At 60.0% G+C, this 26,411-nt stretch carries 24 protein-coding genes, 4 tRNA genes and 1 pseudogene; 12 read left to right on the top strand and 17 right to left on the bottom strand.

What is annotated here, in order from left to right:
• Window positions 1-111: 111 nt before the first annotated feature.
• From clpB to ACY4LX_RS28955, 7 genes and pseudogenes are all read left to right on the top strand, one after another.
• Window positions 112-2,676, top strand: coding sequence for an ATP-dependent chaperone ClpB (gene clpB / locus ACY4LX_RS28985; RefSeq protein WP_463258503.1), 2,565 nt, complete (start codon window positions 112-114; stop codon window positions 2,674-2,676).
• A 297-nt stretch (window positions 2,677-2,973) separates the two neighbouring features.
• Window positions 2,974-3,049 (top strand) — tRNA-Asn (locus ACY4LX_RS28980).
• A 9-nt stretch (window positions 3,050-3,058) separates the two neighbouring features.
• Window positions 3,059-3,135: transfer RNA gene (locus tag ACY4LX_RS28975), tRNA-Pro, on the top strand.
• A gap of 5 nt (window positions 3,136-3,140) precedes the next feature.
• Window positions 3,141-3,216, top strand: a tRNA-Lys gene (locus tag ACY4LX_RS28970).
• Window positions 3,217-3,313: 97 nt separating this feature from the next.
• Window positions 3,314-3,390: transfer RNA gene (locus ACY4LX_RS28965), tRNA-Pro, on the top strand.
• Window positions 3,391-3,544: 154 nt separating this feature from the next.
• Window positions 3,545-4,315: pseudogene (locus ACY4LX_RS28960) on the top strand (MCP four helix bundle domain-containing protein); the annotation flags it as partial.
• Window positions 4,307-5,170, top strand: coding sequence for a methyl-accepting chemotaxis protein (locus ACY4LX_RS28955; protein ID WP_372242363.1), 864 nt, complete (start codon window positions 4,307-4,309; stop codon window positions 5,168-5,170). The pseudogene ACY4LX_RS28960 and the gene ACY4LX_RS28955, both read left to right, overlap by 9 nt.
• A 61-nt stretch (window positions 5,171-5,231) precedes the next feature.
• Here ACY4LX_RS28955 and ACY4LX_RS28950 read toward each other — a convergent pair whose 3' ends face one another.
• The 5 genes from ACY4LX_RS28950 to ACY4LX_RS28930 all read right to left on the bottom strand — a co-directional run bounded on the left by ACY4LX_RS28950 (window position 5,232) and on the right by ACY4LX_RS28930 (window position 8,663).
• Window positions 5,232-5,630, bottom strand: a complete 399-nt coding sequence (locus ACY4LX_RS28950; RefSeq protein WP_149661043.1) for an HvfA family oxazolone/thioamide-modified RiPP metallophore — start codon at window positions 5,628-5,630, stop codon at window positions 5,232-5,234.
• 295 nt (window positions 5,631-5,925) lie between these two features.
• Complete coding sequence (locus ACY4LX_RS28945; protein ID WP_463258502.1) at window positions 5,926-7,224, bottom strand: NAD(P)/FAD-dependent oxidoreductase; 1,299 nt, start codon at window positions 7,222-7,224, stop codon at window positions 5,926-5,928.
• Window positions 7,225-7,284: 60 nt separating this feature from the next.
• Window positions 7,285-7,458: a DUF3094 family protein gene (locus ACY4LX_RS28940; RefSeq protein WP_054051322.1), complete on the bottom strand. Its 174-nt coding sequence runs from the start codon at window positions 7,456-7,458 to the stop codon at window positions 7,285-7,287.
• Between the two features lie 54 nt (window positions 7,459-7,512).
• Complete coding sequence (locus ACY4LX_RS28935) at window positions 7,513-8,040, bottom strand: MOSC domain-containing protein (RefSeq protein ID WP_463258501.1); 528 nt, start codon at window positions 8,038-8,040, stop codon at window positions 7,513-7,515.
• Window positions 8,037-8,663, bottom strand: coding sequence for a DUF1780 domain-containing protein (locus tag ACY4LX_RS28930; RefSeq protein WP_008154887.1), 627 nt, complete (start codon window positions 8,661-8,663; stop codon window positions 8,037-8,039). The genes ACY4LX_RS28935 and ACY4LX_RS28930 overlap by 4 nt, the downstream gene beginning before the upstream one ends.
• 127 nt (window positions 8,664-8,790) lie before the next feature.
• On the opposite strand from ACY4LX_RS28930, the gene ACY4LX_RS28925 reads away from it, so the two are divergent.
• The 3 genes from ACY4LX_RS28925 to ACY4LX_RS28915 all read left to right on the top strand — a co-directional run bounded on the left by ACY4LX_RS28925 (window position 8,791) and on the right by ACY4LX_RS28915 (window position 10,223).
• On the top strand, window positions 8,791-9,258 hold the full coding sequence (locus tag ACY4LX_RS28925) for an FAD/FMN-containing dehydrogenase (RefSeq protein ID WP_463258500.1): 468 nt from the start codon (window positions 8,791-8,793) through the stop codon (window positions 9,256-9,258).
• The gene (locus tag ACY4LX_RS28920) at window positions 9,255-9,944 is read left to right on the top strand and encodes an energy-coupling factor ABC transporter permease (RefSeq protein ID WP_463258499.1); all 690 of its coding nucleotides are present in this window, start codon (window positions 9,255-9,257) and stop codon (window positions 9,942-9,944) included. Before ACY4LX_RS28925 ends, ACY4LX_RS28920 begins: the two co-directional genes overlap by 4 nt.
• Window positions 9,945-10,007: 63 nt before the next feature.
• Window positions 10,008-10,223: a hypothetical protein gene (locus ACY4LX_RS28915; RefSeq protein ID WP_008033212.1), complete on the top strand. Its 216-nt coding sequence runs from the start codon at window positions 10,008-10,010 to the stop codon at window positions 10,221-10,223.
• A gap of 9 nt (window positions 10,224-10,232) precedes the next feature.
• On the opposite strand, the gene yacG is transcribed toward ACY4LX_RS28915, so the two are convergent.
• From yacG to pilB, 5 genes are read right to left on the bottom strand one after another with little or no spacing between them, the layout of a single operon-like run.
• Window positions 10,233-10,433: a DNA gyrase inhibitor YacG gene (gene yacG / locus ACY4LX_RS28910; RefSeq protein WP_149661048.1), complete on the bottom strand. Its 201-nt coding sequence runs from the start codon at window positions 10,431-10,433 to the stop codon at window positions 10,233-10,235.
• Complete coding sequence (coaE, locus tag ACY4LX_RS28905) at window positions 10,430-11,053, bottom strand: dephospho-CoA kinase (protein WP_429512516.1); 624 nt, start codon at window positions 11,051-11,053, stop codon at window positions 10,430-10,432. Before coaE ends, yacG begins: the two co-directional genes overlap by 4 nt.
• Window positions 11,050-11,922 (bottom strand): prepilin peptidase, encoded by an 873-nt coding sequence (locus ACY4LX_RS28900; RefSeq protein WP_463258498.1) that lies wholly within the window; start codon window positions 11,920-11,922, stop codon window positions 11,050-11,052. The genes coaE and ACY4LX_RS28900 overlap by 4 nt, the downstream gene beginning before the upstream one ends.
• 1 nt (window position 11,923) lies before the next feature.
• Window positions 11,924-13,141 carry a type II secretion system F family protein gene (locus tag ACY4LX_RS28895; protein ID WP_149661051.1) on the bottom strand — a complete coding sequence of 406 codons (1,218 nt, stop codon included), beginning with the start codon at window positions 13,139-13,141 and terminating at the stop codon, window positions 11,924-11,926.
• Between the two features lie 2 nt (window positions 13,142-13,143).
• Window positions 13,144-14,844, bottom strand: coding sequence for a type IV-A pilus assembly ATPase PilB (gene pilB / locus ACY4LX_RS28890; RefSeq protein WP_463258497.1), 1,701 nt, complete (start codon window positions 14,842-14,844; stop codon window positions 13,144-13,146).
• A 224-nt stretch (window positions 14,845-15,068) separates the two neighbouring features.
• Here pilB and ACY4LX_RS28885 point away from each other — a divergent pair, with 224 nt between their 5' ends.
• Together ACY4LX_RS28885 and ACY4LX_RS28880 are read left to right on the top strand one after the other, a co-directional pair.
• A complete protein-coding gene (locus tag ACY4LX_RS28885; protein ID WP_463258496.1) occupies window positions 15,069-15,470 on the top strand; it encodes a pilin in 402 nt (133 codons plus the stop codon).
• A gap of 332 nt (window positions 15,471-15,802) precedes the next feature.
• On the top strand, window positions 15,803-16,153 hold the full coding sequence (locus ACY4LX_RS28880; protein WP_054616649.1) for a BON domain-containing protein: 351 nt from the start codon (window positions 15,803-15,805) through the stop codon (window positions 16,151-16,153).
• A 242-nt stretch (window positions 16,154-16,395) separates the two neighbouring features.
• Here the strand turns inward: ACY4LX_RS28880 and ACY4LX_RS28875 are convergent, their stop codons facing one another.
• The 7 genes from ACY4LX_RS28875 to panD form a co-directional block, all read right to left on the bottom strand.
• The gene (locus tag ACY4LX_RS28875) at window positions 16,396-16,692 is read right to left on the bottom strand and encodes a DUF2845 domain-containing protein (RefSeq protein ID WP_149661055.1); all 297 of its coding nucleotides are present in this window, start codon (window positions 16,690-16,692) and stop codon (window positions 16,396-16,398) included.
• The gene (locus ACY4LX_RS28870) at window positions 16,692-19,634 is read right to left on the bottom strand and encodes a DUF748 domain-containing protein (RefSeq protein WP_149661056.1); all 2,943 of its coding nucleotides are present in this window, start codon (window positions 19,632-19,634) and stop codon (window positions 16,692-16,694) included. The genes ACY4LX_RS28875 and ACY4LX_RS28870 overlap by 1 nt, the downstream gene beginning before the upstream one ends.
• A gap of 116 nt (window positions 19,635-19,750) precedes the next feature.
• Complete coding sequence (locus ACY4LX_RS28865; protein ID WP_149661057.1) at window positions 19,751-20,767, bottom strand: class I SAM-dependent rRNA methyltransferase; 1,017 nt, start codon at window positions 20,765-20,767, stop codon at window positions 19,751-19,753.
• Between the two features lie 148 nt (window positions 20,768-20,915).
• Window positions 20,916-21,788, bottom strand: a complete 873-nt coding sequence (locus ACY4LX_RS28860) for an oxygenase MpaB family protein (RefSeq protein WP_463258495.1) — start codon at window positions 21,786-21,788, stop codon at window positions 20,916-20,918.
• Window positions 21,789-21,852: 64 nt separating this feature from the next.
• A complete protein-coding gene (acs, locus tag ACY4LX_RS28855; RefSeq protein WP_463258494.1) occupies window positions 21,853-23,790 on the bottom strand; it encodes an acetate--CoA ligase in 1,938 nt (645 codons plus the stop codon).
• 175 nt (window positions 23,791-23,965) lie between these two features.
• Entirely contained in the window at window positions 23,966-25,630 is a 1,665-nt protein-coding gene (gene pgi, locus ACY4LX_RS28850) for a glucose-6-phosphate isomerase (RefSeq protein ID WP_149661061.1), read from the bottom strand.
• A gap of 229 nt (window positions 25,631-25,859) precedes the next feature.
• Window positions 25,860-26,240 (bottom strand): aspartate 1-decarboxylase, encoded by a 381-nt coding sequence (panD, locus tag ACY4LX_RS28845; RefSeq protein WP_253432033.1) that lies wholly within the window; start codon window positions 26,238-26,240, stop codon window positions 25,860-25,862.
• Window positions 26,241-26,411 lie beyond the last annotated feature (171 nt).

Genomic DNA, 26,411 nt, shown 5'->3' with positions numbered 1-26,411 from the left:
CTGTATGACGCTTGAAACTCCCAGAATCGACCGCATCTAGTGAGGTATCTGGCAGGTTTCTTCACTCAGGATGGTTTTTTAGGTCCGGCCTGCTCAAAAGGAAGGTGACCCATGCGTATAGACCGTTTAACCAGCAAATTGCAGTTAGCCCTATCCGATGCCCAATCCCTGGCCGTCGGCCTCGATCATCCGGGCATTGAACCGGCGCACTTGATGCAAGCCATGCTTGAACAACAGGGTGGTTCGATCAAACCCCTGTTGATGCAAGTCGGCTTTGACGTCAACAGCCTGCGCAAAGAGCTGACCAAAGAGCTCGACCAACTACCGAAAATCCAGAACCCGACCGGCGACGTGAACATGTCGCAGGATTTGGCGCGCTTGCTCAACCAGGCCGATCGCCTGGCCCAGCAGAAGGGCGACCAGTTCATCTCCAGCGAGCTGGTGTTGCTCGCTGCCATGGACGAGAACAGCAAGCTCGGCAAGTTGCTGCTCGGCCAGGGCGTCAGCAAGAAAGCCCTGGAAAACGCGATCAATAACCTGCGCGGCGGCGAAGCCGTCAATGATGCCAACCACGAAGAGTCGCGTCAGGCTCTGGATAAGTACACCGTCGACCTGACCAAGCGCGCTGAAGAAGGCAAGCTTGACCCCGTGATCGGCCGTGACGACGAAATTCGCCGGACCATTCAAGTCCTGCAACGCCGTACCAAGAACAACCCGGTGCTGATCGGCGAGCCTGGCGTGGGTAAAACCGCGATCGCCGAAGGGCTGGCCCAGCGCATCATCAACGGCGAAGTGCCGGATGGCCTCAAGGGCAAGCGCCTGTTGTCCCTGGACATGGGCGCGCTGATTGCCGGCGCCAAGTATCGCGGCGAGTTCGAAGAACGCCTGAAATCCCTGCTCAACGAACTGTCCAAGCAGGAAGGGCAGATCATTCTGTTCATCGACGAACTGCACACCATGGTCGGCGCCGGTAAAGGCGAAGGCTCGATGGATGCGGGCAACATGCTCAAGCCAGCCCTGGCCCGTGGCGAGTTGCACTGCGTCGGCGCAACCACGCTCAACGAGTACCGCCAATATATAGAGAAGGACGCGGCCCTCGAGCGGCGCTTCCAGAAAGTGTTGGTGGAAGAACCGAGCGAAGAAGACACCATCGCCATCCTGCGCGGCCTCAAGGAGCGTTACGAGGTGCACCACAAGGTGGCGATCACCGACGGCGCGATCATTGCGGCGGCCAAACTGAGCCATCGCTACATCACGGACCGTCAATTGCCGGATAAGGCCATCGACCTGATCGACGAAGCCGCCAGCCGTATCCGCATGGAAATCGACTCCAAGCCGGAAGTGCTGGATCGTCTGGAGCGACGCCTGATTCAACTGAAAGTGGAATCCCAGGCGCTCAAGAAAGAAAGCGACGACGCGGCGAAGAAACGCCTGGAAAAACTCCAGGAAGAAATCGTCCGCCACGAGCGGGAGTACTCGGACCTCGAAGAAATCTGGAACGCGGAAAAAGCCGAAGTCCAGGGTTCGGCCCAGATCCAGCAGAAAATCGAACAGTCCCGTCAGGAACTGGAAGCCGCACGCCGTAAAGGTGACTTGAACCGCATGGCCGAGCTGCAATACGGGATCATCCCGGACCTGGAGCGCAGCCTGCAAATGGTCGACCAGCATGGCAAGAGCGAAAACCAGTTGCTGCGCAGCAAAGTGACGGAAGAAGAGATTGCGGAAGTCGTGTCGAAGTGGACCGGCATCCCCGTGTCGAAAATGCTCGAAGGCGAGCGCGACAAGTTGATGAAGATGGAAAGCTTGTTGCACCAGCGTGTGATCGGCCAGGACGAAGCGGTGATCGCGGTCTCCAATGCGGTGCGGCGTTCCCGTGCCGGGTTGTCCGACCCGAATCGCCCGAGCGGTTCGTTCATGTTCCTCGGCCCGACCGGCGTCGGTAAAACCGAGCTGTGCAAGGCCCTGGCCGAGTTCCTCTTTGATACCGAAGAGGCAATGGTGCGGATCGACATGTCCGAATTCATGGAGAAACATTCCGTGGCTCGCTTGATCGGCGCGCCACCAGGCTACGTAGGCTATGAAGAGGGCGGTTATCTGACCGAGGCGGTGCGTCGCAAGCCTTACTCGGTGATCCTCCTGGATGAGGTCGAGAAGGCCCACCCGGACGTGTTCAACATTTTGCTGCAAGTGCTGGAAGATGGCCGGTTGACCGACAGCCATGGCCGCACGGTGGATTTCAAGAACACCGTGATTGTCATGACTTCCAACCTCGGTTCGGTACAGATCCAGGAACTGGTCGGTGATCGTGAAGCGCAACGGGCGGCAGTGATGGATGCGATTTCCACCCACTTCCGTCCGGAGTTCATCAACCGGGTAGACGAAGTGGTGATCTTCGAGCCATTGGCGCGGGATCAGATCGCGGGCATCACCGAGATCCAGTTGGGTCGCCTGCGCAGTCGCCTGACCGAGCGCGAGCTGAAGCTGGAACTCAGTCCCGAGGCGATGGATAAGTTGATCGCGGTGGGTTACGACCCGGTGTATGGCGCAAGGCCGCTCAAACGAGCGATCCAGCGCTGGATCGAGAACCCATTGGCGCAGCTGATTCTGTCCGGTCGTTTCCTGCCGGGCGAGACCGCTTTCGGCAAGGTGGAAAACGACGAAATCGTTTTTGGCTGAGCCGTAATGCCTGTGAAATAAACAAGGCCTCGCATTGCGAGGCCTTTTTTTCGCCAGGCTGTTGAACTGAAAGGAAAAGGCTTGTAAAGTGCGCCCCGCAGTAAGTCACCCGTCAGGGTTTCTACTCCCCAAGTAGAAATCTGAAATAAGTTGCAAATCATTAACTTGAATGCAAATTAGGGGGTTGACAGAGGTGCTTAAGATTGTAGAATAGCGCGCCTCAGACACACGAACGCAGCGATGCGAACGGGTCAAGAGATGCAGCAAGTTTCACCGTTGTAAATTGAAATATGTAGTTCCGTGATAGCTCAGTCGGTAGAGCAAATGACTGTTAATCATTGGGTCCCAGGTTCGAGTCCTGGTCACGGAGCCAATTTCAAACCGGGGTATAGCGCAGTCCGGTAGCGCGCCTGCTTTGGGAGCAGGATGTCAGGAGTTCGAATCCCCTTACCCCGACCATTTTTGGGTCGTTAGCTCAGTTGGTAGAGCAGTTGGCTTTTAACCAATTGGTCGTAGGTTCGAATCCCACACGACCCACCATTTTTGAAACCAGTTAACGCTGGGATCAGATCTTAAGATCAGAGGCCAAAAGCGCTGATCGAAGAAGAAGGCGACTGAAAGGTCGCCTTTTTTTTACCGGGGTATAGCGCAGTCCGGTAGCGCGCCTGCTTTGGGAGCAGGATGTCAGGAGTTCGAATCCCCTTACCCCGACCATATTAAAAATCCTCGTATCGAAAGATACGGGGATTTTTTTTGTCTTTGAAAAAGTGCAGTCTAGCTTCAAGTCATCGTACAACTTGCCGATAACGAGCCATCGGAGCGCAAAGCCGCGTCTCCCTCCCGCCCATAAAAACAAAAGGCGCTCGTTATGTTTCTTCGTCAGCTGAATATTGCCCCCCGTGCTGCGCTGGGTTTTGCCCTGATTGCGGTGTTGGTGGCGTTGCTCGGGGTGTTTGCGCTGGGGCAGATGTCGAGTATTCGTGACAGCGAGGTAGCGGTTGAAAGCCAATGGCTGCCGAGCATCCGTGGCGGCGACGAGATCCGCGAGATCATGTTGCGCATCCGCACCATTTCCCTGCGCATGGCCCTGGACCAGGACCCGAAGAACATCGCGCAGTACCGCAGCCAGATGGACACACGGGACAAGGAGCTGAGCGACAAGATTGCCGCCTATGACAAGCTGGTCAACACCGTTGAAGGCCAGCAGTTGTATGACCAGTTCAAAAGCACCTTCGCCGCTTATCGCACGGGCATCGCTCAGTCGTTCATCCTGGCCGAACAGGGCCGTCGCGACGAGCTGACCAAATTGCTGCTGATCGACATGAAGACCGTGGTCGATGGCTCCGGCAAACAGCTCACTGACCTGGCAGATATGTTTGCCAAACAAGTCGCCGCCGAAAGCCAGAAGTCCGCCGCGCACTATGAAACATCGCGCACGATTGTCGGTCTGTTCATCGCCCTGGCGGCGCTGGCCACCGTCGGCCTGGCGATGCTGCTGACCCGCAGCATCGTACGTCCGCTGAATGAAGCCTTGAATGCCGCAGAAAACGTGGCCCGTGGCGATCTCACCAACCCCATCGAAACCCACGGCAGCGACGAAGTCAGTCGCCTGCTCAAAGCCCTGGCGACCATGCAGCAGAATTTGCGCGAAACCCTGCAGGGCATCAGCGGCTCGGCCACGCAACTGGCCACCGCCGCCGATGAACTGAACGCCGTCACCCTCGACAGCACCCAAGGCCTGCAACAGCAAAACAACGAGATCGAGCAGGCCGCCACAGCCGTCAACGAGATGACCACCGCTGTGGAAGAAGTCGCACGCAACGCGGTGTCGACGTCCGACGCCACGCGCCAGTCCAGCGAATCGGCGCACCAGGGCCAGGAACGGGTCAGCGAAACCGCCAGCGCCATCAGCGCCCTCGCCAACGATGTGCAACACACCGGCGAGTTGGTGCAGTCCCTGGCCAATCAATCCCAGGACATCGGCAAGGTGCTGGACGTGATTCGCGCCATCGCCGAGCAAACCAACCTGTTGGCGCTCAACGCCGCCATTGAAGCGGCGCGGGCGGGGGAGAGCGGTCGCGGATTCGCCGTGGTGGCCGATGAAGTGCGGGCGCTGGCCCATCGCACCCAGCAATCGACCCAGGAAATCGAGCAGATGGTCCAGGGCATGCGCAGCGGCTCGACCCTGGCACTGGACTCCATGCACGCCAGCGCTTCTCGTGCCGCCAGTACGCTGGTCCTGGCCGAACGCGCCGGCGAAGCGTTGCAGACCATCACTGCGTCGGTACACGAGATTCACGAACGCAACCTGGTGATCGCCAGCGCCGCTGAAGAACAGGCGCAAGTGGCGCGGGAAGTCGACCGCAACCTGGTGAACATCCGCGACCTGTCAGTGCGTTCTGCCGCGGGCGCCGATCAGACCAGCGCCTCCAGCCATGAACTGACCAAACTGGCCAGTGCCCTGCAAGGCATGGTGCGGCGCTTTCGGGTGTAAATCCGCCAGACACAAAAAAGCCGCGCCTCCCTTGAGAATACGCGGCTTGTTGTGCTGAGGCTTAGGCGCCGTCTTGGTCTTTCAGGTGTTCGAACAGGCCTTTTGGCATTTTCTTGCCGTTGGCCTCGAAGTTGGCTTTCACGTTGTCGAAAGCCTCTTGTTCGTCGATGAAGCCATCGTGGTTTTTGTCGATCTTGTCGAAATTGGACTTCGGCGCGACAGCCTGGAACTCGGCGCGGGAGACCTTGCCGTCGCCATCGGTGTCGGTCTTGGCCATCGACGCATCGCCGCATTTACCTTCGCCACACTTGCCTTCCGGGGTTTTCACAACCTGTTCGGCGGAGGCCAGCAGGTAGCCTTGGGTCAGTGGCTGGGAAGCGAATACGGAGCCGGTCAACATCATGCCGCCAGCCAAAACAGCGCCGAACAGACCAATAGTGTTTTTAGTGGTACGGGACATTTCAACTCTCCTGGGTTGCACGACACAACCGCTCGATAAAGGATGCCGCGTGATTGCGGCGTTAACCGAAGCAGGCGGTGCCTTGCTCGGGTGTGGCCATTTAACGGGGCGGGTGTATCGCTTCTGTGTCGTGCAAGGGGGGAGTTTGTAAGCGAAGGGGGGAAAAGGTGGGGCGGGATACAGTGGGACACATATGAATGAACATGTTGGACCGCGTTGCCCCATTCGCGGGCAAGCCTCGCTCCTGCAGGAGCGAGGCTTGCCCGCGATGAGGCCCTAACCGGCGCTAAAGATCTTAATGCAGCTTGAGCCGCGGCTCAGTCCCACGCCCGATCTTGCTCCCGAGCATCAACATCGCCGTGCGAAACGCGCCATACAACGCCATCTGGTGCATTCGGTACAGCGACACATAGAACATCCGCGCCAGCCAGCCTTCCAGCATCACGCTGCCCGTGAGGTTGCCCATCAAGTTACCCACAGCCGAAAAACGCGACAGCGAGATCAGCGAGCCGTAGTCGGTGTACTTGTACTCCGGCAGGGGCTTGCCTTCGATCCGCAGCTTCAGCGATTTAGCCAGCAACGACGCCTGCTGATGCGCAGCCTGGGCGCGCGGCGGCACGTTGCGGTCGGTGCCCGGTTGCGGGCAGGCGGCGCAGTCACCGAAGGCGAAGATGTTCTCGTCGCGGGTGGTTTGCAGCGTCGGCAGCACTTGCAGTTGATTGATGCGGTTGGTTTCCAGGCCGTCGATGTCCTTGAGGAACCCCGGCGCACGAATCCCGGCCGCCCAGACTTTCAGGCTCGCGTTGATCACCTTGCCGTCGGCGGTGATCAGGCTCTCGGCCGTCACTTCACTGACCGCCGCATTGGTCATGACGTTGACCCCGAGCTTCTCCAGGGTTTTATGCACAGGCCCGCCGATACGTTCCGGCAGGGCAGGCAGCACCCGTGGCCCGGCTTCGATCAGGGTGATGTGCATGTTTTCCGGTTTAATCCGGTCCAGACCATACGCCGCCAGTTCATGGGCCGCGTTGTGCAGTTCTGCCGCCAGCTCCACACCGGTGGCACCGGCGCCGACGATGGCCACGCTGATCTGCTCCAAGACATCGGTTTGCCCGGCATGGGCGCGCAGATAGTGGTTGAGCAATTGCTGATGGAAGCGCTCGGCCTGTTTGCGGGTGTCGAGGAACAGACAATGCTGTGCCGCGCCCTGGGTGCCGAAATCGTTGGTGGTGCTGCCGACCGCGATCACCAGCGAGTCGTAACCCACCTCGCGCGCCGGGACCAGTTCAATGCCGGCTTCGTCGTAGGTCGCCGCCAACTGGATTTTTTTCTGCGTGCGGTCGAGCCCGCTCATGCGCCCTAGCTGGAACTCGAAGTGGTTCCATTTGGCCTGGGCAACATAGTTGAGTTCGTCTTCGGAAGAGTTCAGCGACCCGGCCGCCACTTCGTGCAACAGCGGTTTCCAGATGTGGGTCAGGTTCGCGTCGACCAGCATCACACTGGCCGTGCCGCGCTTGCCCAGAGTCTTACCCAGACGGGTAGCCAACTCCAGACCGCCGGCGCCGCCGCCAACGATAACAATACGGTGAGTCATGGGGATATCTCGCAAGGCTAAAAGAAATCGGTGCGATTACCCGAGCGAGCGCAAGGCAGCTCATAGCGTCAGGTAACCGATAAGGCGGCTGAGCAAGCCCAAACCAATGGTCACTGCCAGCACCAGCACCAGGAGCATCCACGGCCGGAAGGGCCGGCGCTCGACTCGGTGTTGGGACAAGTGCAGGTACTCTTCGACATGCTTCTGGTCGTCGGGGTTCAGGCGGCTGGTCATATTGGGCCTCGTCAGGGGTAGACGTTGCTGAATGTGTAGAAGCTACAGGCTGATTTAACGAATGTTGAACGGAGCATAGCCGGTGTCGGGAATGGGCTCGACGCTCACCGTATCGTCCAGGCGAATGATTCCACTTTGTAACACTCGGGCGGTGATTCCGCCATGTCCGCGCACGGCCTGAAACGTCCCGGGGCCGAGGTTGTTTTGCAGGCGTGCGCAGGGCTGGCACCAGCCGGTGGTTTCGAAAATCGCCTGGCCGATCTTGAAGCGCCGGCCCTTGAGGCTGAACAGGTTGATCCCGCTGATCACCAGATTGCGCCGCAATTCACCCGGCAGCACCGGTTGATCATCCGGGCGGCCCATCAGCGAGCTGATCACGGCCAAGTGTTCCCACTGGATCAGCGTCACCTGCCGCGCATTGCGTACGCCGGGGCGGGCCTTGTCACCGGTCAAACCGGCCTCGAGTCGCGCTTCCACGACGTCCAGTTCAATCATCGGCACATGGGACGCCGGGCGCACGCCAATCCAGCGCACGCGGCCAACTTGCGGGACTTCGGCCATCAATTCCTGCAAAGGGCTCACAGGCTGATCCCGACATCGAAGACGATGCTGCGACCGAGGTTGCTGCGCAAAAAGTCTGGCGCATCCGGATGGGCGAACAGCACCCGGGCGAAGGTCGGCCCGACCAGCGACAACGAGCGCCAACCCTGGCGCAAGTACTCGGTAGGCGGCGGGAAATGGCTGTTGAGGTCCAGCACTTCGCGCTTGAGGCTGGCGAAGGCGATGATGTCCAGCTCGCCCAGGTCCATGCCGCGTTCTTTGTAGTTGTGGGCTTTTTTGCGCAGGGTCGGCGCCAGTCGCAGCAGGAATTCATTGGCCGGGATGCGTCGGGGCTTGGCCTCGCGACGTACCAGGGAACTGAGGGAAAACGCGCTGCGCCTTCGTTGCAGTTCGTCGCGCCATTCGTCGTTGAGGCGTCGGCCTTCGTCGAGCACAAAGAACACCTCGAAACTGGCGTCGCGGAACAGCACGTCCGGCGGCTCCCCGGCGGGGGCGAATTCGTCGGCGCGGTAGGGAATGTTCAGGCCTTGCAGCAGGCGCTGGCAGACCCAACGCTCACGCTCCCATTTGCGGGCATTGGACAGGAACGCGTTGGCTTGCTCGGCCGCGATGGTCAGCAGGCGTAAATAATCTGAGTCATCCATAGGCCCAAGCTTAGCGTTCAAATGCGACAAGCAGAAAGCCTTTACCGGTAAACGACGTTACTGGGCGGCCAGAACCGGCGGTGTAGACTGATATCCATCGTGCGTATCCGCTATCGAGGAGTTGAATGTGAAATATTGGCCGGTGTTGTTGCTCAGTCTTCTGCCCTTGTGGGCCCAGGCGTTGGAGGTGGGCGAGCGCCTGGCGCCCTGGACCTTGCTGGATCAATTCGATCAGGCCTACAGCCTCGACAACCAGACGCAGACGTTGCTGGTGGCGCGCAGCATGGACGCCGCGAAGCTGGTCGATGCCGCGTTGCATGGCCAGCCCAAGGGCTATCTGGAGTCGCGACAGGCGGTATTTGTCGCGGACATCCAGCGCATGCCCCGGCTGATTGCAAAAATGTTCGCTGTACCCAAGATGCGTGACTATGCCTACCGGGTCATGCTCGACCGCGATGGCCGCGTAGCGCCGCGCTATCCCGGGGCTGTGGACAACGTGCTGTGGCTGCAGCTCAAGGAGGGTCGCTTGGTTGAGCAGCACGAGTACGCCACGGCAGCGCAATTGCGAGAGGCGTTGGAGAAAGCCCGGCCATGATCGGTGCCGAGCTCCTGTCACCGGAGAGCCTGATAGTCGGCTGGGTGATTTACTTGCCCGTGCTGATCTGGGCGATCTGCCGTGGGCCCTGGGTCGAGCTGTTCACCGACAGTCGTCGCCAGCATCTGTTGTTCGGCACGGTGTTCGCGCTGTTCATGTTGTGGCTGGTGCGACGGGATTTCGATACCGGCGTGTCGTATCACTTTATCGGCATGACCGCGGTGACGTTGCTGCTGGACTGGCCGCTGGCGATTGTCGGTGGCTTGATCGCGCAGATGGGGTTGGTACTGCTTGGGCGACAGGACCTGATGGCCGTCGGGGTGAATGGCTCGCTGTTGATTCTGCTGCCGGTGCTGGTGACGGAATGCTGCGCGATCCTCGTCGAGCGGGCCCAGCCGCGTAATCCCTTTGTGTATATCTTCGTTTCCGGTTTCTTTGCGGCGGCGCTGTCGGCGTTGTTGTGCCTGTTGCTGGCGCTCACGTTGCTGTGGTGGGACGAACGCTTTGCGATGCCGTACTGGCTGGAAGATTTTGTCGGTTACTTGTGGCTGCTGATTTTCCCCGAGGCGTTTATCAACGGCATGATCATCAGTGCGCTGGTGGTGTTCAGTCCTGAGTGGCTGGAGACTTTCAACCGCACCCGCTACCTTTCGGCGCCCTGGAAAGACGACGATCCCAAGTCTTGATCCACATCAAATCGGTCAGGTGCTCGCGAACTCATGCTCGGCGAAACTTTCAGGAGCACCGATATGAGCGTTTACGAGTGGGCAAGGCAGGAGTTGCGTCACAGCCTGGATGCGGCGCAGGAAGTCGGGTTTGATCCGGGGTTGAGCCTGCGCGCCTTGCTCAGTGCGGTGGTGCAACAGAGCAAGGCGGTGCGCAGTGTCGAGGACCTGGCGGATGAGTTGCAGTTTCTCGCCGAGAACCTCGATGACGGGCAGGACTACGGTTTCATGCGGCCCTGATGTTAGTGATCAGTGACGCGGCTCGAAGTCTTCGCTGAACAGGTCGTCCTCGGCATCCGGGCTCACCGGGATCTTGTGTTCTTCCGACGCCCAGGCGCCCAGGTCGATCAGTTTGCAACGGTCCGAACAGAAGGGCCGGAAGACGTTTTCCGGTTTCCATTCCACAGGTGCGCCGCAAGTCGGGCATTCGACGGTCGAGATTGGGCTCATGACTGGCCTCCACGCAAAGTAAGGTAAAAGTGATGCAGGCGTTCGACCTCGCTGTGCAGCCAGGCGAGGTCGCGGTCGTTGACCACCACATCGTCGGCATGGCTCACGCGATCCTGGCGGCTGGACTGGGCCTTGAGGATCGCCTGGACCTGTTGCTCGCTGGTCTGGTCACGCTGCAGGGTGCGTTCGATCTGTAGTTGTTCCGGCGCGTCGATCACCAGCACCCGTTGGGTCATGGCGTACTGCCCGGACTCGATCAACAGCGGCGACACCAGAATCGCGTAAGGCGATTGTGCCTTGGCCAAGTGAGTAACGATTTCCTCGGCGATCAGCGGATGCAGCAACGCTTCGAGCCAGCGGCGTTCCTCCGGGACTTCGAAGATCAGTTTGCGCAGCGCCGCGCGATCGAGTTGGCCATCGGCTTGCAGTACGCCGGGGCCGAAGTGCTCGGCGATCTTCGCGAGCGCCGGACGCCCCGGTTCCACCACCCAGCGTGCCGCGTGATCGGCGTCCACCACATGCACACCGAGGTCGATGAAGTGCTGGGCCGCCGCGCTTTTGCCGCTGCCGATGCCGCCGGTCAGGCCGAGAATCCAGGGTTTTTCCACAGGGGTATTCATTTCAAACCGACAAACTGCCAATAGAAGCCGGTTATTTGACCACCCCAGAGCAATGCAATCCAGCCAGCAATCGCCAGATAGGGACCGAAGGGGATGGGCGTCGAGGTTTTCGCGTCGCGCAAGCGCAGCAAAATTACCCCGAGAATCGCCCCCACCAGCGATGACAGGAGGATGGTCAGCGGCAGAATCTGCCAACCGCCCCAGGCCCCCAGCATCGCCAACAGCTTGAAGTCGCCATGGCCGATGCCGTCCTTGCCGGTGATCAGCTTGAACAGCCAGAACACCGACCACAGCGCCATGTAGCCGGCCACCGCGCCCCACAAGGCATCGTGCAAGGGCACGAACAGCTCGAAGCTGTTGACGATCAGCCCCAGCCACAACAACGGCAGCACCAGCACGTCGGGCAACAGTTGATGCTCGGCATCGATCAGGCTCATGGCCAACAGGCCCCAGCTCAACACCAGCATCAGGCCGCCAGGCCAGCCGAAACCGAAATGCCAGGCGACGAACGCCGAGAGCAAGCCGCAGGCCAGTTCGGTCAGTGGGTAACGCTTGCTGATCGGTGCGGCGCAGCTCGAACAGCGCCCGCGCAGCAACAGGTAACTGAGCAGCGGGATGTTTTCCCAGGCTCGGATCCGGTGGGCGCAGTGCGGGCATTGGGAATGGGGCAGCATCAGGTTATAGGTCGGCAGGGGCGTCTCACCGGGTAAGCCCAAGACATCGTGGGCCTGCACGCGCCATTCCCGTTCGAGCATCTTCGGCAGGCGCCAGACCACCACGTTGAGGAAGCTGCCGATCACCAGGCCGAGCACCAGCGCAAAGATCACGAAGGCCAGCGGATAGAGGGTCAAGTAGTCGATCAAGGGCATGTCAGATCGCTGAGCCGAGTTGGAAAATGGGGAGGTACATGGCAACCACCAGACCGCCGACGACGACGCCCAGCACCACCATGATGAACGGTTCCATCAGGCTGGTCAGGTTGTCGACCATGTTGTCGACTTCGTCCTCGTAGAAGCTGGCGACCTTGTCGAGCATGTCGTCGAGGGCGCCGGACTCCTCGCCGATGGCTGCCATCTGGATCGCCATGTTCGGGAACACGCCCGAAGTGCGCATGGCAAAGTTCAGCTGCATGCCGGTCGACACGTCCTGCTTGATGCGCAGCACCGCGCGTTTGAACACGATATTGCCGGTGGCGCCGGCCACCGATTCCAGGGCATCCACCAGCGGCACCCCGGCGGCGAAGGTGGTCGACAGCGTGCGGGCGTAGCGGGCCACGGCGGACTTGTACATCAGCGTGCCCACCAAGGGCAGTTTTAACAGCCAGGTGTCCACCCGATCGCGAAAGACCTGGGATTTTTTGAAGGCGCGACGCACACCGTAGATCGCCGCAGCCATGACGCCGAGCATCACCCACCACCATTCCTGCATGAACTCCGACAGGTTGATCACCATCAAGGTGAAGCCCGGCAGTTCGGCGCCAAACCCGGCGAACACAGTCTTGAACTGCGGCACCACCTTGACCAGCAAAATCCCGGTGACGATGATCGCGACGAACACCACGGCCAGCGGGTAGGTCATGGCTTTCTTGATCTTGGCCTTGAGGCTCTCGCTCTTTTCCTTATAGGTCGCGACCCGATCCAGCAGCGTATCCAGGGCGCCGGCCTGTTCACCGGCGTCCACCAGATTGCAGTACAACTCATCAAAATATTGCGGCTTCTTGCGCAGGGAGGCGGCGAAGCTGTTACCCGCTGCGACCTCCTGTTTCACCTCATCCACCAGCTTGCGCATGGCCGGGTTGTCGAAGCCTTCGCCAATGATGTCGAATGACTGCAGCAGCGGCACACCGGCCTTCATCATGGTCGCCATCTGCCGGGTGAACAGGGAGATGTCCTGGGCCTTGATGCGTTTGCCCAGGCTGAAAATCGACGCGGATTTCTTGCGCACCTTGCCCGGGTTGATCCCCTGCTTGCGCAACTGCGCCTTGATCAGCGCCGGGTTCTGACCGCTCAACTCGCCGCTCATCTTCGTGCCTTTCTTGTCCATGCCTTCCCAGGCGTAGACGCTGATTTTTGCTGCCTTGACCGCCATGTTCAGTCCTTGGTGACCCGGTTGATTTCTTCAAGGCTGGTGATGCCTTGCATGGCCTTGATCAGCCCCGACGTACGCAGATCGTTGAAGCCGTCCTTGCGCATCTGGATGTCGATTTCCAGAGAGTTACCCTCGGCCATGATCAGCCGTTGCAGGTCCGGGGTGTTCTTCACCACTTCATATATCCCGATTCGCCCTTTGTAACCGTTGTTGCACTGATCGCAACCGACGGGCTCATAGATCGTGAAAGAACCGATGCGCTCCTCGGGGAAGCCTTCCTTGATCAGGGCCTCCCGGGGAATCTCGATCGGCGTCTTGCAATGACTGCACAATTTGCGCGCCAGGCGCTGGGCGATGATCAGGCTGACCGAGGTGGCGATGTTGAAGCCGGGGATGCCCATGTTGTGCAGGCGGGTCAGGGTTTCGGCGGCGCTGTTGGTGTGCAGGGTCGACAGCACCAGGTGCCCGGTCTGGGCGGCCTTGATCGCGATTTCTGCGGTTTCCAGGTCGCGGATCTCGCCGACCATGATCACGTCCGGGTCCTGACGCAGGAACGAGCGCAAGGCCTGGGCGAAATCCAGGCCCTGCCTGGGATTGACGTTGACCTGGTTGATGCCTTCCATGTTGATCTCCACCGGGTCTTCGGCGGTGGAGATGTTGATGTCCACGGTGTTGAGAATATTCAGCCCGGTATACAGGGACACGGTTTTACCCGAACCGGTGGGGCCGGTGACCAGAATCATCCCCTGCGGCTGCTTGAGCGCGGCCATGAACAGGGCTTTCTGGTCCGGCTCGTAGCCGAGGGCGTCGATGCCCATTTGCGCGCTGGACGGGTCGAGGATCCGGATCACCACTTTCTCGCCCCACAGTGTCGGCAGGGTGTTGACCCGGAAGTCGATGGACTTGCTCTTGGACAGGCGCATCTTGATCCGCCCATCCTGAGGTTTGCGTCGCTCGGAAATGTCGAGGCTGGCCATGACCTTGAGGCGGGCGGCAATCCGTCCGGCCAGTTGAATCGGTGGCTTGGCCACTTCGCGCAGCATGCCGTCGGTGCGCATACGCACGCGGTAGGTTTTTTCGTAGGGCTCGAAGTGCAGGTCGGACGAGCCGCTTTTGATCGCGTCGAGCAGCATCTTGTGGACGAACCGCACCACGGGCGCGTCGTCGGCATCCTGCCCGGCGATGGAATCGTGGTTTTTGTCGTCGGGCGACTCGATGTCCAGGCCATCCAGGTCAACGTCGGCCATTTCTTCCAGGCCGGTGGTGTGGGTGTCGAAGAATTTTTCGATGGCGTCGCTGAGCTTGTCGTCCTCCACCAGAATGGCTTCGGTGCTCAGCCCGGTGCTGAACTGGATGTCGTTGATCGCTTGATGATTGGTCGGGTCAGACACGCCGACGAACAGCTTGTTGCCGCGTCGCCAGAGGGGCAGGGCGTGGTGCAGGCGAACCAGTTTCTCGCTGACCAGCCCTTTGGGCTGGGTTTCCTTGTCCAGGCAATTGAGGTCCAGCAAGGCCATGCCGAAGTGCTCCGAGGCAATCTCCGCCACCTGCCGGCTTCGCACCAGTTTGTTCTGCACCAGGTAGCTGACCAGGGAGATGCGATTGCGTTGGGCTTGCTGATACGCCTGTTGCGCGCTTTTTTCAGTGAGCAGTTCGGCCAGCACCAATTGCTTGGCCAGGCCACTAAGGGCGATGTCGTTCATGGGGATACCGGACGCAGACAGTTCATGACTTATAGCCTAGTCAAGGCGAGGAACCAAACCAGCGGTGTTGAGGTGACAAAAAGTGTCAGATAGTGCGGATTCAGGGAGTAGGAAAGGGCGCTTCTTTGCGCGGCGCCCTGTGTACAGGGCATGCGAGGCTTGGCACGGACCCTGCTGGGGCTTATTCAGATCATGAGATTCCGACTCATGCATGGAGCTTGTCTATGAATATTCAGAAAGGTTTTACGTTGATCGAGCTGTTGATCGTGGTGGCGATCATCGGGATTCTGGCGACGTTTGCGATTCCGGCTTACTCGAAATATCAGGCGCGGGCGAAGGTGACGGCGGGGGTGGCGGAGCTTTCGGCGCTTAAAGTGAATTATGAGGACAAGGTCAACTCGGGTACGGCTACCCCAGCAGTTGCTGACATCACTTCGGTTGCCACCACGCAAAATTGCACAATTACCGTCTCGGCAAGTCCTACTGGCATTGTCTGTACGCTCGTAGGTGCGCCAGCACAGGTGTCCGCTGCGACTATTACGTTGACTCGTGATGCCACTTCGGGTTGGTCGTGTAAAACCAGCGCCGCCGCCGATTTCGCCCCAGCGGGTTGCCCTCATGGCTAATGGCAGCTAATTATTGGAAAACGACCTAGCCCCGCCTCTCAAAGAGGTGGGGCTTTTTTTGCTGTTGTTTTGAGGATTCGATGTGTGCTGGTACGTGAAATAAAACCTTCGTAAATTCATGGCCTTAGGCCCACGCTAAAACCTGCAACTTGCATGTAGATAATCAGCAAGTCATGCAATTTGCATGATTCCGGGGTTTTCCATATTTCATAACTCGTTGTTTTATAAAGATTTATCGTTCGTCTCAAAGTTGGCACAGCGTTCGCAATATACCCAGTAACCCTGCTGAGAAGACACGCAGCAGACTTTATAGAAAAACAGGAGTTACTCGTATGAAGAAGTTCGCTATTGCTACTGCTGCCGCGCTGACCCTGACCATGGCCGGTGCAGCTTTTGCACAGACCACTACCACCACCCAAGCCCCGATGACTCTGGCGGCCGGTGAAATGACCAAGGCCAAGGAAACCACTTCCGATACCTGGATCACTACCAAAGTCAAAAGCGACCTGGTAACCGAGAAAGGCATTCCAGGCACTGACATCAAAGTAGAAACCAACAAAGGTGTTGTATCCCTGTCGTCGACTGTAGCCATTACCGACGCTCAGAAAGCCACCGCTGTTGCGATCACCAAGAAAATCAAAGGCGTTAAAGCGGTTTCCGCTGACGGCCTGAAAGCCGAGTAAGGCAAGACTTCTCCGCTTGAACCGGGAGAAGGCGTGGCAGACGAGCCGAGCCATACGTCTGCCGCCTCTGGAGAGTTCATGCGAAGGCCACAAGGATGTGGCCATTACAGGCCTCCGACATTCGTGTCGGGGGCCTGTTTTATTTCGGGCCTTAAAAGCAAAAGATCGCAGCCTTCGACAGCTCCTGCACAAGTGATGTATTCACCCCGTAGGCGCTGCCGAAGGTTGCGATCTTTTGCTCTTTAATTGCCGCGTTTGCTGGTGATCTGCACTAGCCGATTCCCTTCAAACCGCAGGTATTGGTACATCCCGCTGTTGGGGCCGTAGGTCCATTCCTCGACCTGGAATTCTTCCCGGCGGTTGGCGCTGCGCTTGTAGCCCAGCGCATCCCGGGCCACGGGTTGTCCACATTTCTGCAGTACTTCGCTGGACCTGTCGCCGACGCTGATCAACTGGCTGCCACAGCGCAGGGTATCGGCAGCTGCGGCCTGGCCCGCCGCGAGTGCCAGGGCCAGGCTGAGCAACCAGCGCGCGCCCATCACTCGGCGTCCAGGTGCATCGGGGTAACCACCCGACCGTCGCTTTGCGCTTCGCCAAGGTTGGCGTCGACAAAGTACACGCGGTCATCGGCCATTTGCGTCTTGTCCACCAGGAAGTCCTTGATGCTGCTGGCCCGTTCCTGGCCCAGTTGACGCAACAGCACGTCGCTGGAACTCCAGAACTTGATCACGTCCGCACGCATTTTGGCGGTGCGTTCTTCCTTGCCCAGATCCTTCCATTCGGCCGGTGGCTGGGTCTTGAGGCGCGTGCGATAAATCCCTTCCAGCAGCGGACCTTTCTCGCCCTCCGGCACTTGCAGCAGGGACGCTTGGGCCGGGACCTTGTCGCCACGGCGCTGGAGCATCTTGTAGTAGTTGTACTGGTATTCGCGCTCCAGGCGTTGCTCGGCGATCAAGGGGCCATCGCTGCTTTGCGCCGCCGTGCCTTCGATTTCCAGGCGCAGGGCCGGGCGTTCCTTGAGCGCGCTGGAGAGTTTGATCAGCGACGCTTCGGCGTCTTTGGTCAGGTCACTCGAACCCGGTGCGAACGACACGGTGCCCAGATCTTCCGAACCGCCACCACTGATCAGCCCGCCAATCATTTTGAACGGCGCGGCGGCAGCCTTGACGATCAGGTTGCGCAGGGTCTGCCAGACAATCGGCATGACGCTGAACTGCGGGTTGTTCAAGTCGCCGGTCACCGGCAGCTCGATGGAAATCTTGCCGTCGACGTCCTTGAGCAGGGCGATCGCCAACTTCAGCGGCAGGCTTGTGGCGTCCGGGCTGTCGACTTTTTCGCCGAGTTGCAGTTGCTCGACCACCACTTTGTTTTCAGCCTTCAACTGGCCCTTGGTGATCAGGTAATGCAGGTCGAGATTGAGGCGGCCCTTGCGGATGCGGTAACCGGCGAACTTGCCGGAGTAGGGCGTAAGCGTCGTCAGCTCGACACGTTTGAAACTGGTGGCAATGTCGAGGCTGGCCATCGGGTCGAACGGGTTGACCGCGCCCTTGATCGTCACCGGCGCATAGCGGTCGACCTTGCCCTTGATGTCGACACTGGCCGGTTTCGCCTGGCGGCTGTCGATGGTGCCGATTGCACCGTTGAGTTCTTGCACGGCGGTGGCGAAGTTCGGGGTCAGGCTGAAGTCGGCAAAGTTGGCCGAGCCATCATTGATCGCAATGCCGCCCACGTGAATGCCCAGCGGTTTGTCCTTGCCGGCCGCTGGTTTGGCGGCGGCGGTCTTGGCGCCGGCGTCAGGCGGTTGCGGCACCAGCAGGTCATCGATGTTGGTGGTGCGGTCATCGTTGATCATGAAGCGCGCATAGGGCTGGAACAGGTTGACCTTGTCGATCGACAGGCTGTCACCGTGCTGATAGTTCAGGCCTTCGAGCACCAGTTGCTGCCACTTGAGGAAGTCGCGGGTTTTCAGGGTGTCGAGGGTGTGCAGCTGATCGACCTGGGCGCGGCCGGTCACGCTGAACGCCAGCGGATCGGTGCTTTTCAGGTCCACCGCGAGGTCACTGCCGAGCATGCCGCTGCGCAGTTCCAGGCGAATGAACGGGGTGATGTAGGACTGGGCGACGCGCAGGTCGATGTCCTTGGTCTGCACTTTCAGCTTGGCGCTGACCGGGGCCAGATTGACCTGGCCGTCCGCCGTGATCTTGCCTTGCTTGCCCAGGCCGGTGTCGAGCTTGAGGTTGAAAGGCGAGCCGTTGAGGCTGTCGAAGTTCTGCAGGTCAACGTTCAACGGGCCGACTTCCAGGGCCACGGGCGGTTGTGCCTTGCGGTCCGCCAGGTGCACCTGGTAATTGCGCAGTTGCACGTCTTTGAGCAGCACTTGCCACGGTTTGCTTGGCGCGGCGGGTGCCGGAGGCGGTGAATCCGCTGCGGCTGGGGCCGTGGCGGGTTCTTTATTGGCCTTCACCGTTGCCTTGGACGGTTGGCTGGCGAACAGTTTCTGCCAGTCCAGTTGGCCATCCGCTTCGAGGGCGGCCCAGGTTTCCAGTTTGTTGCTGCGGATCTTGCCGACCACCACTTGCTGCTTGGCCAGGTCGATGCTGGTGTCGCTGACATCCAGGCGTTCAAGCCGCACCAATGGCCGACCGTCCGGTGCATTGATAGCAAACGGTGCGACGCTGACTGCGACGTTGCTCAGCAGCAGTTCGGTTTCCTTGGCCAGGTTGAGCTTGTAGTCGGTGCTCAGGTTCAGCACGCCGTTTTCCAGGGCCAGCGGCAGCGCATCGCGCACGTACGGCCACCAGACTTTCATCTGGCCGTCGGTGACTTTCAACTTACCTTCGGAGGCGATCGGGATCAGGCTGAAGTTGCCGGTCCAGTCGATCTGCCCGCCCGACGGACCGGCCGCGACCAGGGTCATGTCGGCGTTGTCATCGGGCAGGGTGCTGAGGTTCTTCAGCTCGAAATCGAGTTTGTCGTAAAGGAATTCGATGGGCTCGCTGGGGCGCGCATCCTGGAAGTGCACATAGCCGCCGGCCAGTTTGATCCGCTCGACCCGCAGGGGGAACGGTTTGGCGTTCGGGTCGGCCGGGGTCGGTTCGCTGGCGGGGATCTTGAACAGGCCGAGCAAGTTGAGCTTGCCGTCCTTGCCAAAGAGGATTTCGGTCTTGGGCTTGTCCAGTTCGATATCGGACAAGTGCAGGGCCTTGGTCCACAGGCTGTCGATCTGCAGGTTGGCGTAAAGACGTTCGAAGCCGACCTGTTCCTTGCCCGGTTCACCGATGATCAGGCCCCACAGGGTCACTTCAAGACTGAACGGATTGAGTTCGATCCGCTGGATATGGGCGGGCGTCGTGGCGTAGTTGGCCAACTGCTGGTTGGCGACCCGCAAGGCGATGCCCGGCAATATCAGAAAACCCAGCAGGCTGTAGAGGGCCAGAGCAGTCAACAGAGCGCCGATAGCGCGGATCAATCCTTTGGGCATGTGCGGCTTCATTTGTCTGATCGGAGTGCCTTGGAGTATGGCACGCGTTTTCGGTTCCGAAGTACACGCCCTGTTAAGGATTGTTCAGAAAAAAGTGTAGGAAATTTCCCGCGTGATCAAAGTTGCAGGATCAGGGTTTTCAGCGGTGGCTGCTGATCCATCGACGGAAAATCCGCGCCCGGGGTCATCACCGACCATTCCCGCACCGGCCGTCCGGCCTTTTCGGCGCAGCGCAAAACCTGCTCGCGCCAGTCGTCCATGCTGACTTTCGCCAGGTTGTTGCAGCAGATCAGCACGCCGTTGTCGGCGGTGGTCAGCAGTGCCGGCTTGAGCAGGCTCTGATAGTCGCGCAGCAGGTCGACGGTGCCGAAGGCGCTCTTGGCCCAGGCCGGTGGGTCGAGCAGCACCAGGTCGTATTGACGTTGTTCCAGGCGCTCATAGCTCGGCAGTTTCTGCCCGCGACGCTGACTGATCGGCAGGCCCGCCAATTGGCGGATCGCCGGGAAGTAATCGGACTGGATGAATTCCATCGTCGGCAACTGCGGGTTGAGCAGGCCGTTTTCGCGGCCGACGGCCAGGTTGCCTTCGGCGAAGTCCAGGTTGCACACCTCACTGGCGCCACCGGCCGCCGCACTCAGGCCGACGCCGCAGGTGTAGGCGAACAGGTTGAGCACGCTTTTGTTCTGGCTATGGGCCTTGACCCAGCCGCGGGTGTTGCGCAGGTCGAGGAACAGCAGCGGGTCTTGCCCGGCGTGACGGCCGCGAACCCGGTAGTTGAGGCCCCATTCGTGGCCGATCAGGTCTTGCAACGCGGCGTCGTCGGCGCGGTAGACGGTGTCTTCACGGTCAATGCGCGAATTGCCCCGGGAGCGGTCGTTGTAGACCAGCAGCGTGTCGAAGCCCAAGTGTTGATTGATGAGGCCGTGCAGTTCCAGCAGGGCATCCCGTTCCAGGGCTTGGTGAAAGCTTTGCACCAGCAGTTGCGGGCCGTAGCGGTCGATGGTCAAGCCGCCGGCGCCTTCCTGGCTGCCGTGGAACAGGCGATAGCAATCGGTGCCCTGCTGATGCAGTTCGGCAAGCAGGTCCTGGCGATGATCGAGGGCGGCGCGCAGCGCCTGATTCAAGGAAGACATGCTGGGCGCCTTGCAGGAGGAGGGAATTTGGCGCGGGAGTTTAGCAGTTACTGAGCTGCAAGCCGCAAGCTTGAAGCTCTAAGCTTGCAGCTTGCAGCTTGCAGCTTGCAGCTTGCAGCTTGCAGCTTGCAGCTTGAAGCTTGAAGCTCTATTCCAATAACCCCATCCGCCGCTGCGCCCGTTGCACCGAGCCATTCCTCATCGCCCAGCGCAGCATCGGCGCGCTGCGTTTGACGCTGGCGCGGATCAACTGGCGTTGCAGCGGGTTCTGGCGGACGCCGAGCATGTCGCTGGCCCAGTCCGGCAGCAGGTCGATCCCGGCCTGCATCATCAAACCGCCAAACGGCTTGGCCATACGGCTGGGGGCGGGCGCGTTGAGCAGCAGGCGCAACACCTCGCGACTGCGGGCATCGCACAGCAACTGTGGACGGATTCGCTCAAGGTAATCAGCGATTTCCTGACGGCTGCGCGGCACATCACGGGCGCCCAGGCGCTCGGCGATCACCGCGATTTCAGCGTAGTAACGGTCCTGATCCGCCACGGATAACTGCGGATTGCGATACCGCAGGTGCGCGGCGAGGAAGTTGCTGACTTCGGCCACATGCACCCAGGTCAGCAAGTCCGGATCGCTGGCGGCATAAGGTCGGCCATCCGGCGCGGTGCCGATCACCTGCAGGTGAATGGTGCGGACCTTTTCGATCAGCCAGTCGGCGTCCTTGCGCGAACCGAACGTGGTCCCGGAAATGAACTGACTGGTGCGGCGCAAGCGGCCGAGCATGTCTTCGCGAAAATTCGAGTGATCCCAGACCCCGGCCAGGGCCAGTGGGTGCAGGGCTTGTAGCATCAGCGCACTGATGCCGCCGATCAGCATGCTGCTGAAATCGCCATGGACCTGCCAACTCACCGAATCGGGCCCGAACAGGCCGGGATCGCCCTTGGGGTTCTCCAGGTCAAGCTTGCCCAAGGACAGGCCGGTCAGGCTCATGAGCTGGGTTTCGATGCGGCTGCGAATGAATTCCATGGCGACTCAGTGGTGAAAAAAAGGCGGGCCTGGAATGCCTCTGTAGGCGTTCCAAGTCCGCGTGTTATTGGTTCAGGCGTTTATCAACCAGGTCCTGAACCACGCTCGGATCGGCCAGGGTCGAGGTGTCGCCCAGGCTGTCCAGTTCGTTGCAGGCGATCTTGCGCAGAATCCGGCGCATGATCTTGCCCGAACGGGTTTTAGGCAAGGCCGGCGCCCATTGAATCAGGTCCGGTTTGGCGAAGCTGCCGATTTCCTTGCTGACGTGGGCCAGCAGCTCTTTCTTCAGTTCGTCGCTGGGTTCGGCGCCGTTCATGGGCGTAACAAAGGCATAGATGCCCTGGCCCTTGACGTCATGGGGGTAACCGACCACGGCAGCCTCGGCGATGCTGTCGTGCAGTACCAGGGCGCTTTCCACTTCGGCGGTGCCGATGCGATGTCCGGAAACATTGATCACATCGTCGATGCGCCCGGTGATCCAGTAGTCGCCATCCTCGTCGCGCCGTGCGCCGTCGCCGGTGAAGTAGTAGCCGGGGTAGGGCTTGAAGTAGGTGTCGACCATGCGCTGCGGATCGCCGTAGACGCTGCGGATCTGCGCCGGCCAGCTGGATTTGATCGCCAGTACGCCGCTGCCGGCGCCTTTGATTTCCTTGCCCGTTTCATCGAGCAATACCGGTTGCACGCCGAACATCGGTTGTGTGGCGCAACCCGGTTTGATCCGTTGGGCACTGACCAGCGGGCTGAGCATGATCCCGCCGGTTTCGGTCTGCCACCAGGTATCGACGATGGGGCAACGCTGCTCGCCCACGACGTTGAAGTACCAATCCCACGCTTCCGGGTTGATCGGCTCACCGACGCTGCCGAGTAATCTGAGGCTCGCGCGCGACGTTTCCTTCAACGGCTCGGCGCCTTCGCGCATCAGCGAGCGCAGGGCGGTGGGGGCGGTGTAGAAGATGTTGACGTGGTGTTTGTCGATGACCTGCCAGAAGCGTGAACTGGTGGGGTAACTCGGCACGCCTTCGAAGATCAGCGTGGTCGCGCCGTTGGCCAATGGCCCGTAGACGATGTAGCTGTGGCCGGTGACCCAGCCGACGTCGGCGGTGCACCAGAACACTTCGTCGTCGCGGTAGTCGAGCACGTATTTGAAGGTCATCGCCGCTTGCAGCAGGTAACCGCCGGTGGTGTGCAGCACGCCTTTGGGTTTGCCGGTGCTGCCGGAGGTGTAGAGGATGAACAGCGGGTCTTCGGCGTCCATCGGTTCCGGCGGGCAATCGTCGCTGACATCGCGCAGGGCCTGGTGATACCAGATGTCCCGGCCTTCGACCCAGTTCACTTCGCCCTGGGTGCGCTCGACCACAATCACCGTGCTGACGTTCGGGCAGCTCTCGAGCGCTTTGTCGACCTTCTCCTTGAGCGGCACGAACTTGCCGCCGCGCACGCCTTCATCGGCGGTGATCACGGTGCGGCAGTCGGCGTCGAGGATGCGGTCGCGCACGGAGTCCGGGGAAAATCCGCCAAACACCACCGAATGAATCGCGCCGATCCGCGCACAAGCGAGCATGGCGTAGGCGGCTTCGGGGATCATCGGCATGTAGATGCACACCCGATCGCCTTTCTTCACGCCACGGCTTTTCAGCACGTTGGCCAGGCGGCAGACGTTGTGATGGAGTTTTTTGTAGGTGATCTGGGCGGATTCGACGGGGTCATCGCCTTCCCAGATGATTGCGATCTGATCGCCACGTTTTTCCAGGTGACGGTCAATGCAGTTGTAACTGACGTTCAGCTTGCCCCCGGCAAACCAGCTGGCTTCGCCGGTTTTCAGGTTATAGCGCTGGACGGTTTGCCACGGCGTGCTCCAGTCGAGAAAGCGCGTGGCCTGTTCGGCCCAGAAGGTGCTGGGGTGTTCGATGGATTGTCGGTACAGGCGATGGTAGTCGTCCTGACTCAGATTGGCAGCCCGGCGCACGGCATCGGCTTTGGGGAACGTGCTGATATCGAACATGACGGTTCCTTATTCTTGTTTTGCGACAAGATTAAGATGCGCCGAGTGACGAATGGGTTCAAGAGCGCAGACAAGCGAGCCGTGTAGGAGCCAAGCTTGCTCGCGAAGCAGGCGACGCGGTGTATCAGGTACACCGCGTCATCGTTCTTCGCGAGCAAGCTTCGCTCCTACAGAATCATCCGCGGTGACGCCCACGGAAGTAGTTGATCAGGCCTTGGGTCGAAGCATCGTCAGCCGGGGTTTCTTCGCTGCCGACCAGGCGGTTGTAAACGCCTTTGCCCAGTTCTTTGCCCAGCTCCACGCCCCACTGGTCGAAGGCGTTGATGCCCCAGACCACGCTTTGCACGAAGACTTTGTGCTCATACAACGCCACCAATGCGCCGAGACGACGCGGGCTGATGCGCTCGACCACCAGGGTGTTGCTCGGGCGGTTGCCCGGGATCACCTTGTGCGGTGCGAGTTTGTGCACTTCTTCTTCGCTCAGGCCCTTGTCGCGCAGCTCGGTTTCGGCTTCGGCGAGGGTCTTGCCGAGCATCAGGGCCTGGCTTTGGGACAGGCAGTTGGCGTACAGCCACTGATGGTGGTCGGACACCGGGTTGAAGCTGACGATCGGCACGATGAAGTCCGCTGGAATCAGCTGGGTGCCCTGGTGCAGCAACTGGTGGTAGGCGTGCTGACCGTTGCAGCCCACACCACCCCAAATCACCGGACCGGTATCGGTGGACACGGGCGTGCCGTCCTGGCGCACGCTCTTGCCGTTGGATTCCATGTCCAGCTGTTGCAAGTGCTTGGTGATGTTGCGCAGGTAGTGGTCGTACGGCAGGATCGCGTGGCTTTGCGCGCCCCAGAAGTTGCCGTACCAGACACCGAGCAACGCCAGCAGCACCGGCATGTTCTGTTCGAATGGCGCGCTCTGGAAATGCTGGTCCATGGTGTAGGCACCGGACAGCAGTTCTTTGAAGTTCGACATGCCGATGGCCAGGGCAATCGGCAAACCGATGGCCGACCACAGCGAGTAACGCCCGCCGACCCAGTCCCACATCGGGAAGATGTTCTCTTCACGGATACCGAACGCCACGGCTGCGGCGTTGTTGCTCGATACCGCGATGAAGTGGCGATACAGCTCGGCTTCCGAACCACCCTGGGCCAGGTACCAGGCACGTGCGGCCTGGGCATTCTTCAGGGTTTCGAGGGTGTTGAAGGATTTCGACGAGACGATGAACAGCGTGGTCTCGGCGCGCAGCTTCATGGTCAGCTCGTGGAACTCGCTGCCGTCGATGTTCGCCAGGTAATGGCAACGCACGCCTTTCTGGGCGTAGGACAGCAGTGCTTCGGACACCAGCTCAGGGCCGAGGAACGAGCCACCGATGCCGATGTTCACCACGTCAGTGATTGGCTTCTCGGTGTAGCCGCGCCACAGACCGTCGTGGATACGGCCCACGAGGTCGGTGATCTGGTTCAGTACCTTGTGCACTTCCGGCATCACGTTGACGCCGTTGACCGACAACTTGTCGCCCACCGGACGACGCAATGCAGTGTGCAGCGCCGGGCGGCCTTCGGAGGAGTTGACGATTTCGCCGTCGAACAGCGCTTTGATTGCGCCCTTGAGGTCGACTTCGTTGGCCAGGCCCACCAACAGGTTGCGGGTCTCGGCGTTGATCAGGTTCTTCGAATAATCGAGAAACAGACCGCAGCTGCTGAGGGTGAATTGGGTAAAGCGCTGCGGGTCGGCATTGAAGGCTTCGCGCATGCTGAAATCCTGCATGGCTTGGCGGTGGTCTTTCAACGCTTGCCAGGCGGGCAGAGCGGTAACGTCGTGAGGAGTGCGGTAGTACGCCATCGCTGCGATTTTCCTTTTACTTGAACTGCCTTTAAGACACTGAAGATCCCGGAATGTCCCGTCCATTGGGAGGGCTACGTCCGGTCAATCTGCGTGGACACGATTAAATAGCGCAGGGCGGTAACAGTAAACCTCGCGTGTGGATCTGTCTTCGCTTTGTATGACTGGTTTTCTGTACTTTTTTAACATTCAAACCGCAAATCCCCCGACAGACGGACGGAGGCTGCGATCAGGCCACCTGAACCGGGATGGCGTTGCTGGTGTGGCTCAGCTCATTGCCCGGCGCCATGTACAACATGCGCGGCTTGAAGTTGAGCAGTTCGGCCTCGCTGTAATGCGCGTAGGCACAGATGATCACCCGGTCGCCCACCTTGGCTTTGTGCGCCGCAGCGCCGTTCACCGAGATCATGCGCGAGCCTGCTTCGCCACGAATCGCGTAGGTGGTGAAGCGTTCACCGTTGTCGACGTTATAAATCTGGATCTGTTCGTATTCACGGATGCCGGACAAGTCCAGCCAATCGCCGTCGATGGCGCAAGAACCTTCGTAATCGAGAACTGCGTGGGTGACTTCGGCGCGGTGAAGCTTGGCCTTGAGCATGATGGCGTGCATGAGTGGTTTCCCAGGTCGGAATCGAACGGCGGGCATATTGCCCGAAGGCTTGAGGGGCGGCAATACAGGGCGAAGCCGCGCGGGAGCGTGCAGGAGCGAGGCTTGCCCGCGAAGAGGCCGTCACGTTCGACATCTTCATCGACGGATAGGACGCCTTCGCGAGCAAGCTTC

This window comes from Pseudomonas sp. Emmai (genome assembly GCF_055179735.1).
This window is presented reverse-complemented; position numbering and strand designations above follow the sequence as displayed.

What these genes read in the sequence shown, in the direction of transcription:
- ACY4LX_RS28915 (WP_008033212.1), top strand. Translation starts at nt 10,008, where the DNA reads ATGAGCGTTTACGAGTGGGCAAGGCAGGAGTTGCGTCACAGCCTGGAT.
- ACY4LX_RS28940 (WP_054051322.1), bottom strand. Translation starts at nt 7,458, where the DNA reads ATGACCAGCCGCCTGAACCCCGACGACCAGAAGCATGTCGAAGAGTAC.
- ACY4LX_RS28865 (WP_149661057.1), bottom strand. Translation starts at nt 20,767, where the DNA reads ATGTCTTCCTTGAATCAGGCGCTGCGCGCCGCCCTCGATCATCGCCAG.
- ACY4LX_RS28885 (WP_463258496.1), top strand. Translation starts at nt 15,069, where the DNA reads ATGAATATTCAGAAAGGTTTTACGTTGATCGAGCTGTTGATCGTGGTG.
- ACY4LX_RS28900 (WP_463258498.1), bottom strand. Translation starts at nt 11,922, where the DNA reads ATGCCCTTGATCGACTACTTGACCCTCTATCCGCTGGCCTTCGTGATC.
- ACY4LX_RS28875 (WP_149661055.1), bottom strand. Translation starts at nt 16,692, where the DNA reads ATGGGCGCGCGCTGGTTGCTCAGCCTGGCCCTGGCACTCGCGGCGGGC.
- ACY4LX_RS28920 (WP_463258499.1), top strand. Translation starts at nt 9,255, where the DNA reads ATGATCGGTGCCGAGCTCCTGTCACCGGAGAGCCTGATAGTCGGCTGG.
- ACY4LX_RS28870 (WP_149661056.1), bottom strand. Translation starts at nt 19,634, where the DNA reads ATGCCCAAAGGATTGATCCGCGCTATCGGCGCTCTGTTGACTGCTCTG.
- ACY4LX_RS28955 (WP_372242363.1), top strand. Translation starts at nt 4,307, where the DNA reads ATGCAGCAGAATTTGCGCGAAACCCTGCAGGGCATCAGCGGCTCGGCC.
- pilB (WP_463258497.1), bottom strand. Translation starts at nt 14,844, where the DNA reads ATGAACGACATCGCCCTTAGTGGCCTGGCCAAGCAATTGGTGCTGGCC.
- ACY4LX_RS28895 (WP_149661051.1), bottom strand. Translation starts at nt 13,141, where the DNA reads ATGGCGGTCAAGGCAGCAAAAATCAGCGTCTACGCCTGGGAAGGCATG.
- ACY4LX_RS28930 (WP_008154887.1), bottom strand. Translation starts at nt 8,663, where the DNA reads ATGGATGACTCAGATTATTTACGCCTGCTGACCATCGCGGCCGAGCAA.
- ACY4LX_RS28860 (WP_463258495.1), bottom strand. Translation starts at nt 21,788, where the DNA reads ATGGAATTCATTCGCAGCCGCATCGAAACCCAGCTCATGAGCCTGACC.
- clpB (WP_463258503.1), top strand. Translation starts at nt 112, where the DNA reads ATGCGTATAGACCGTTTAACCAGCAAATTGCAGTTAGCCCTATCCGAT.
- pgi (WP_149661061.1), bottom strand. Translation starts at nt 25,630, where the DNA reads ATGGCGTACTACCGCACTCCTCACGACGTTACCGCTCTGCCCGCCTGG.
- panD (WP_253432033.1), bottom strand. Translation starts at nt 26,240, where the DNA reads ATGCACGCCATCATGCTCAAGGCCAAGCTTCACCGCGCCGAAGTCACC.
- ACY4LX_RS28950 (WP_149661043.1), bottom strand. Translation starts at nt 5,630, where the DNA reads ATGTCCCGTACCACTAAAAACACTATTGGTCTGTTCGGCGCTGTTTTG.
- yacG (WP_149661048.1), bottom strand. Translation starts at nt 10,433, where the DNA reads ATGAGCCCAATCTCGACCGTCGAATGCCCGACTTGCGGCGCACCTGTG.
- ACY4LX_RS28945 (WP_463258502.1), bottom strand. Translation starts at nt 7,224, where the DNA reads ATGACTCACCGTATTGTTATCGTTGGCGGCGGCGCCGGCGGTCTGGAG.
- ACY4LX_RS28880 (WP_054616649.1), top strand. Translation starts at nt 15,803, where the DNA reads ATGAAGAAGTTCGCTATTGCTACTGCTGCCGCGCTGACCCTGACCATG.
- acs (WP_463258494.1), bottom strand. Translation starts at nt 23,790, where the DNA reads ATGTTCGATATCAGCACGTTCCCCAAAGCCGATGCCGTGCGCCGGGCT.
- coaE (WP_429512516.1), bottom strand. Translation starts at nt 11,053, where the DNA reads ATGAATACCCCTGTGGAAAAACCCTGGATTCTCGGCCTGACCGGCGGC.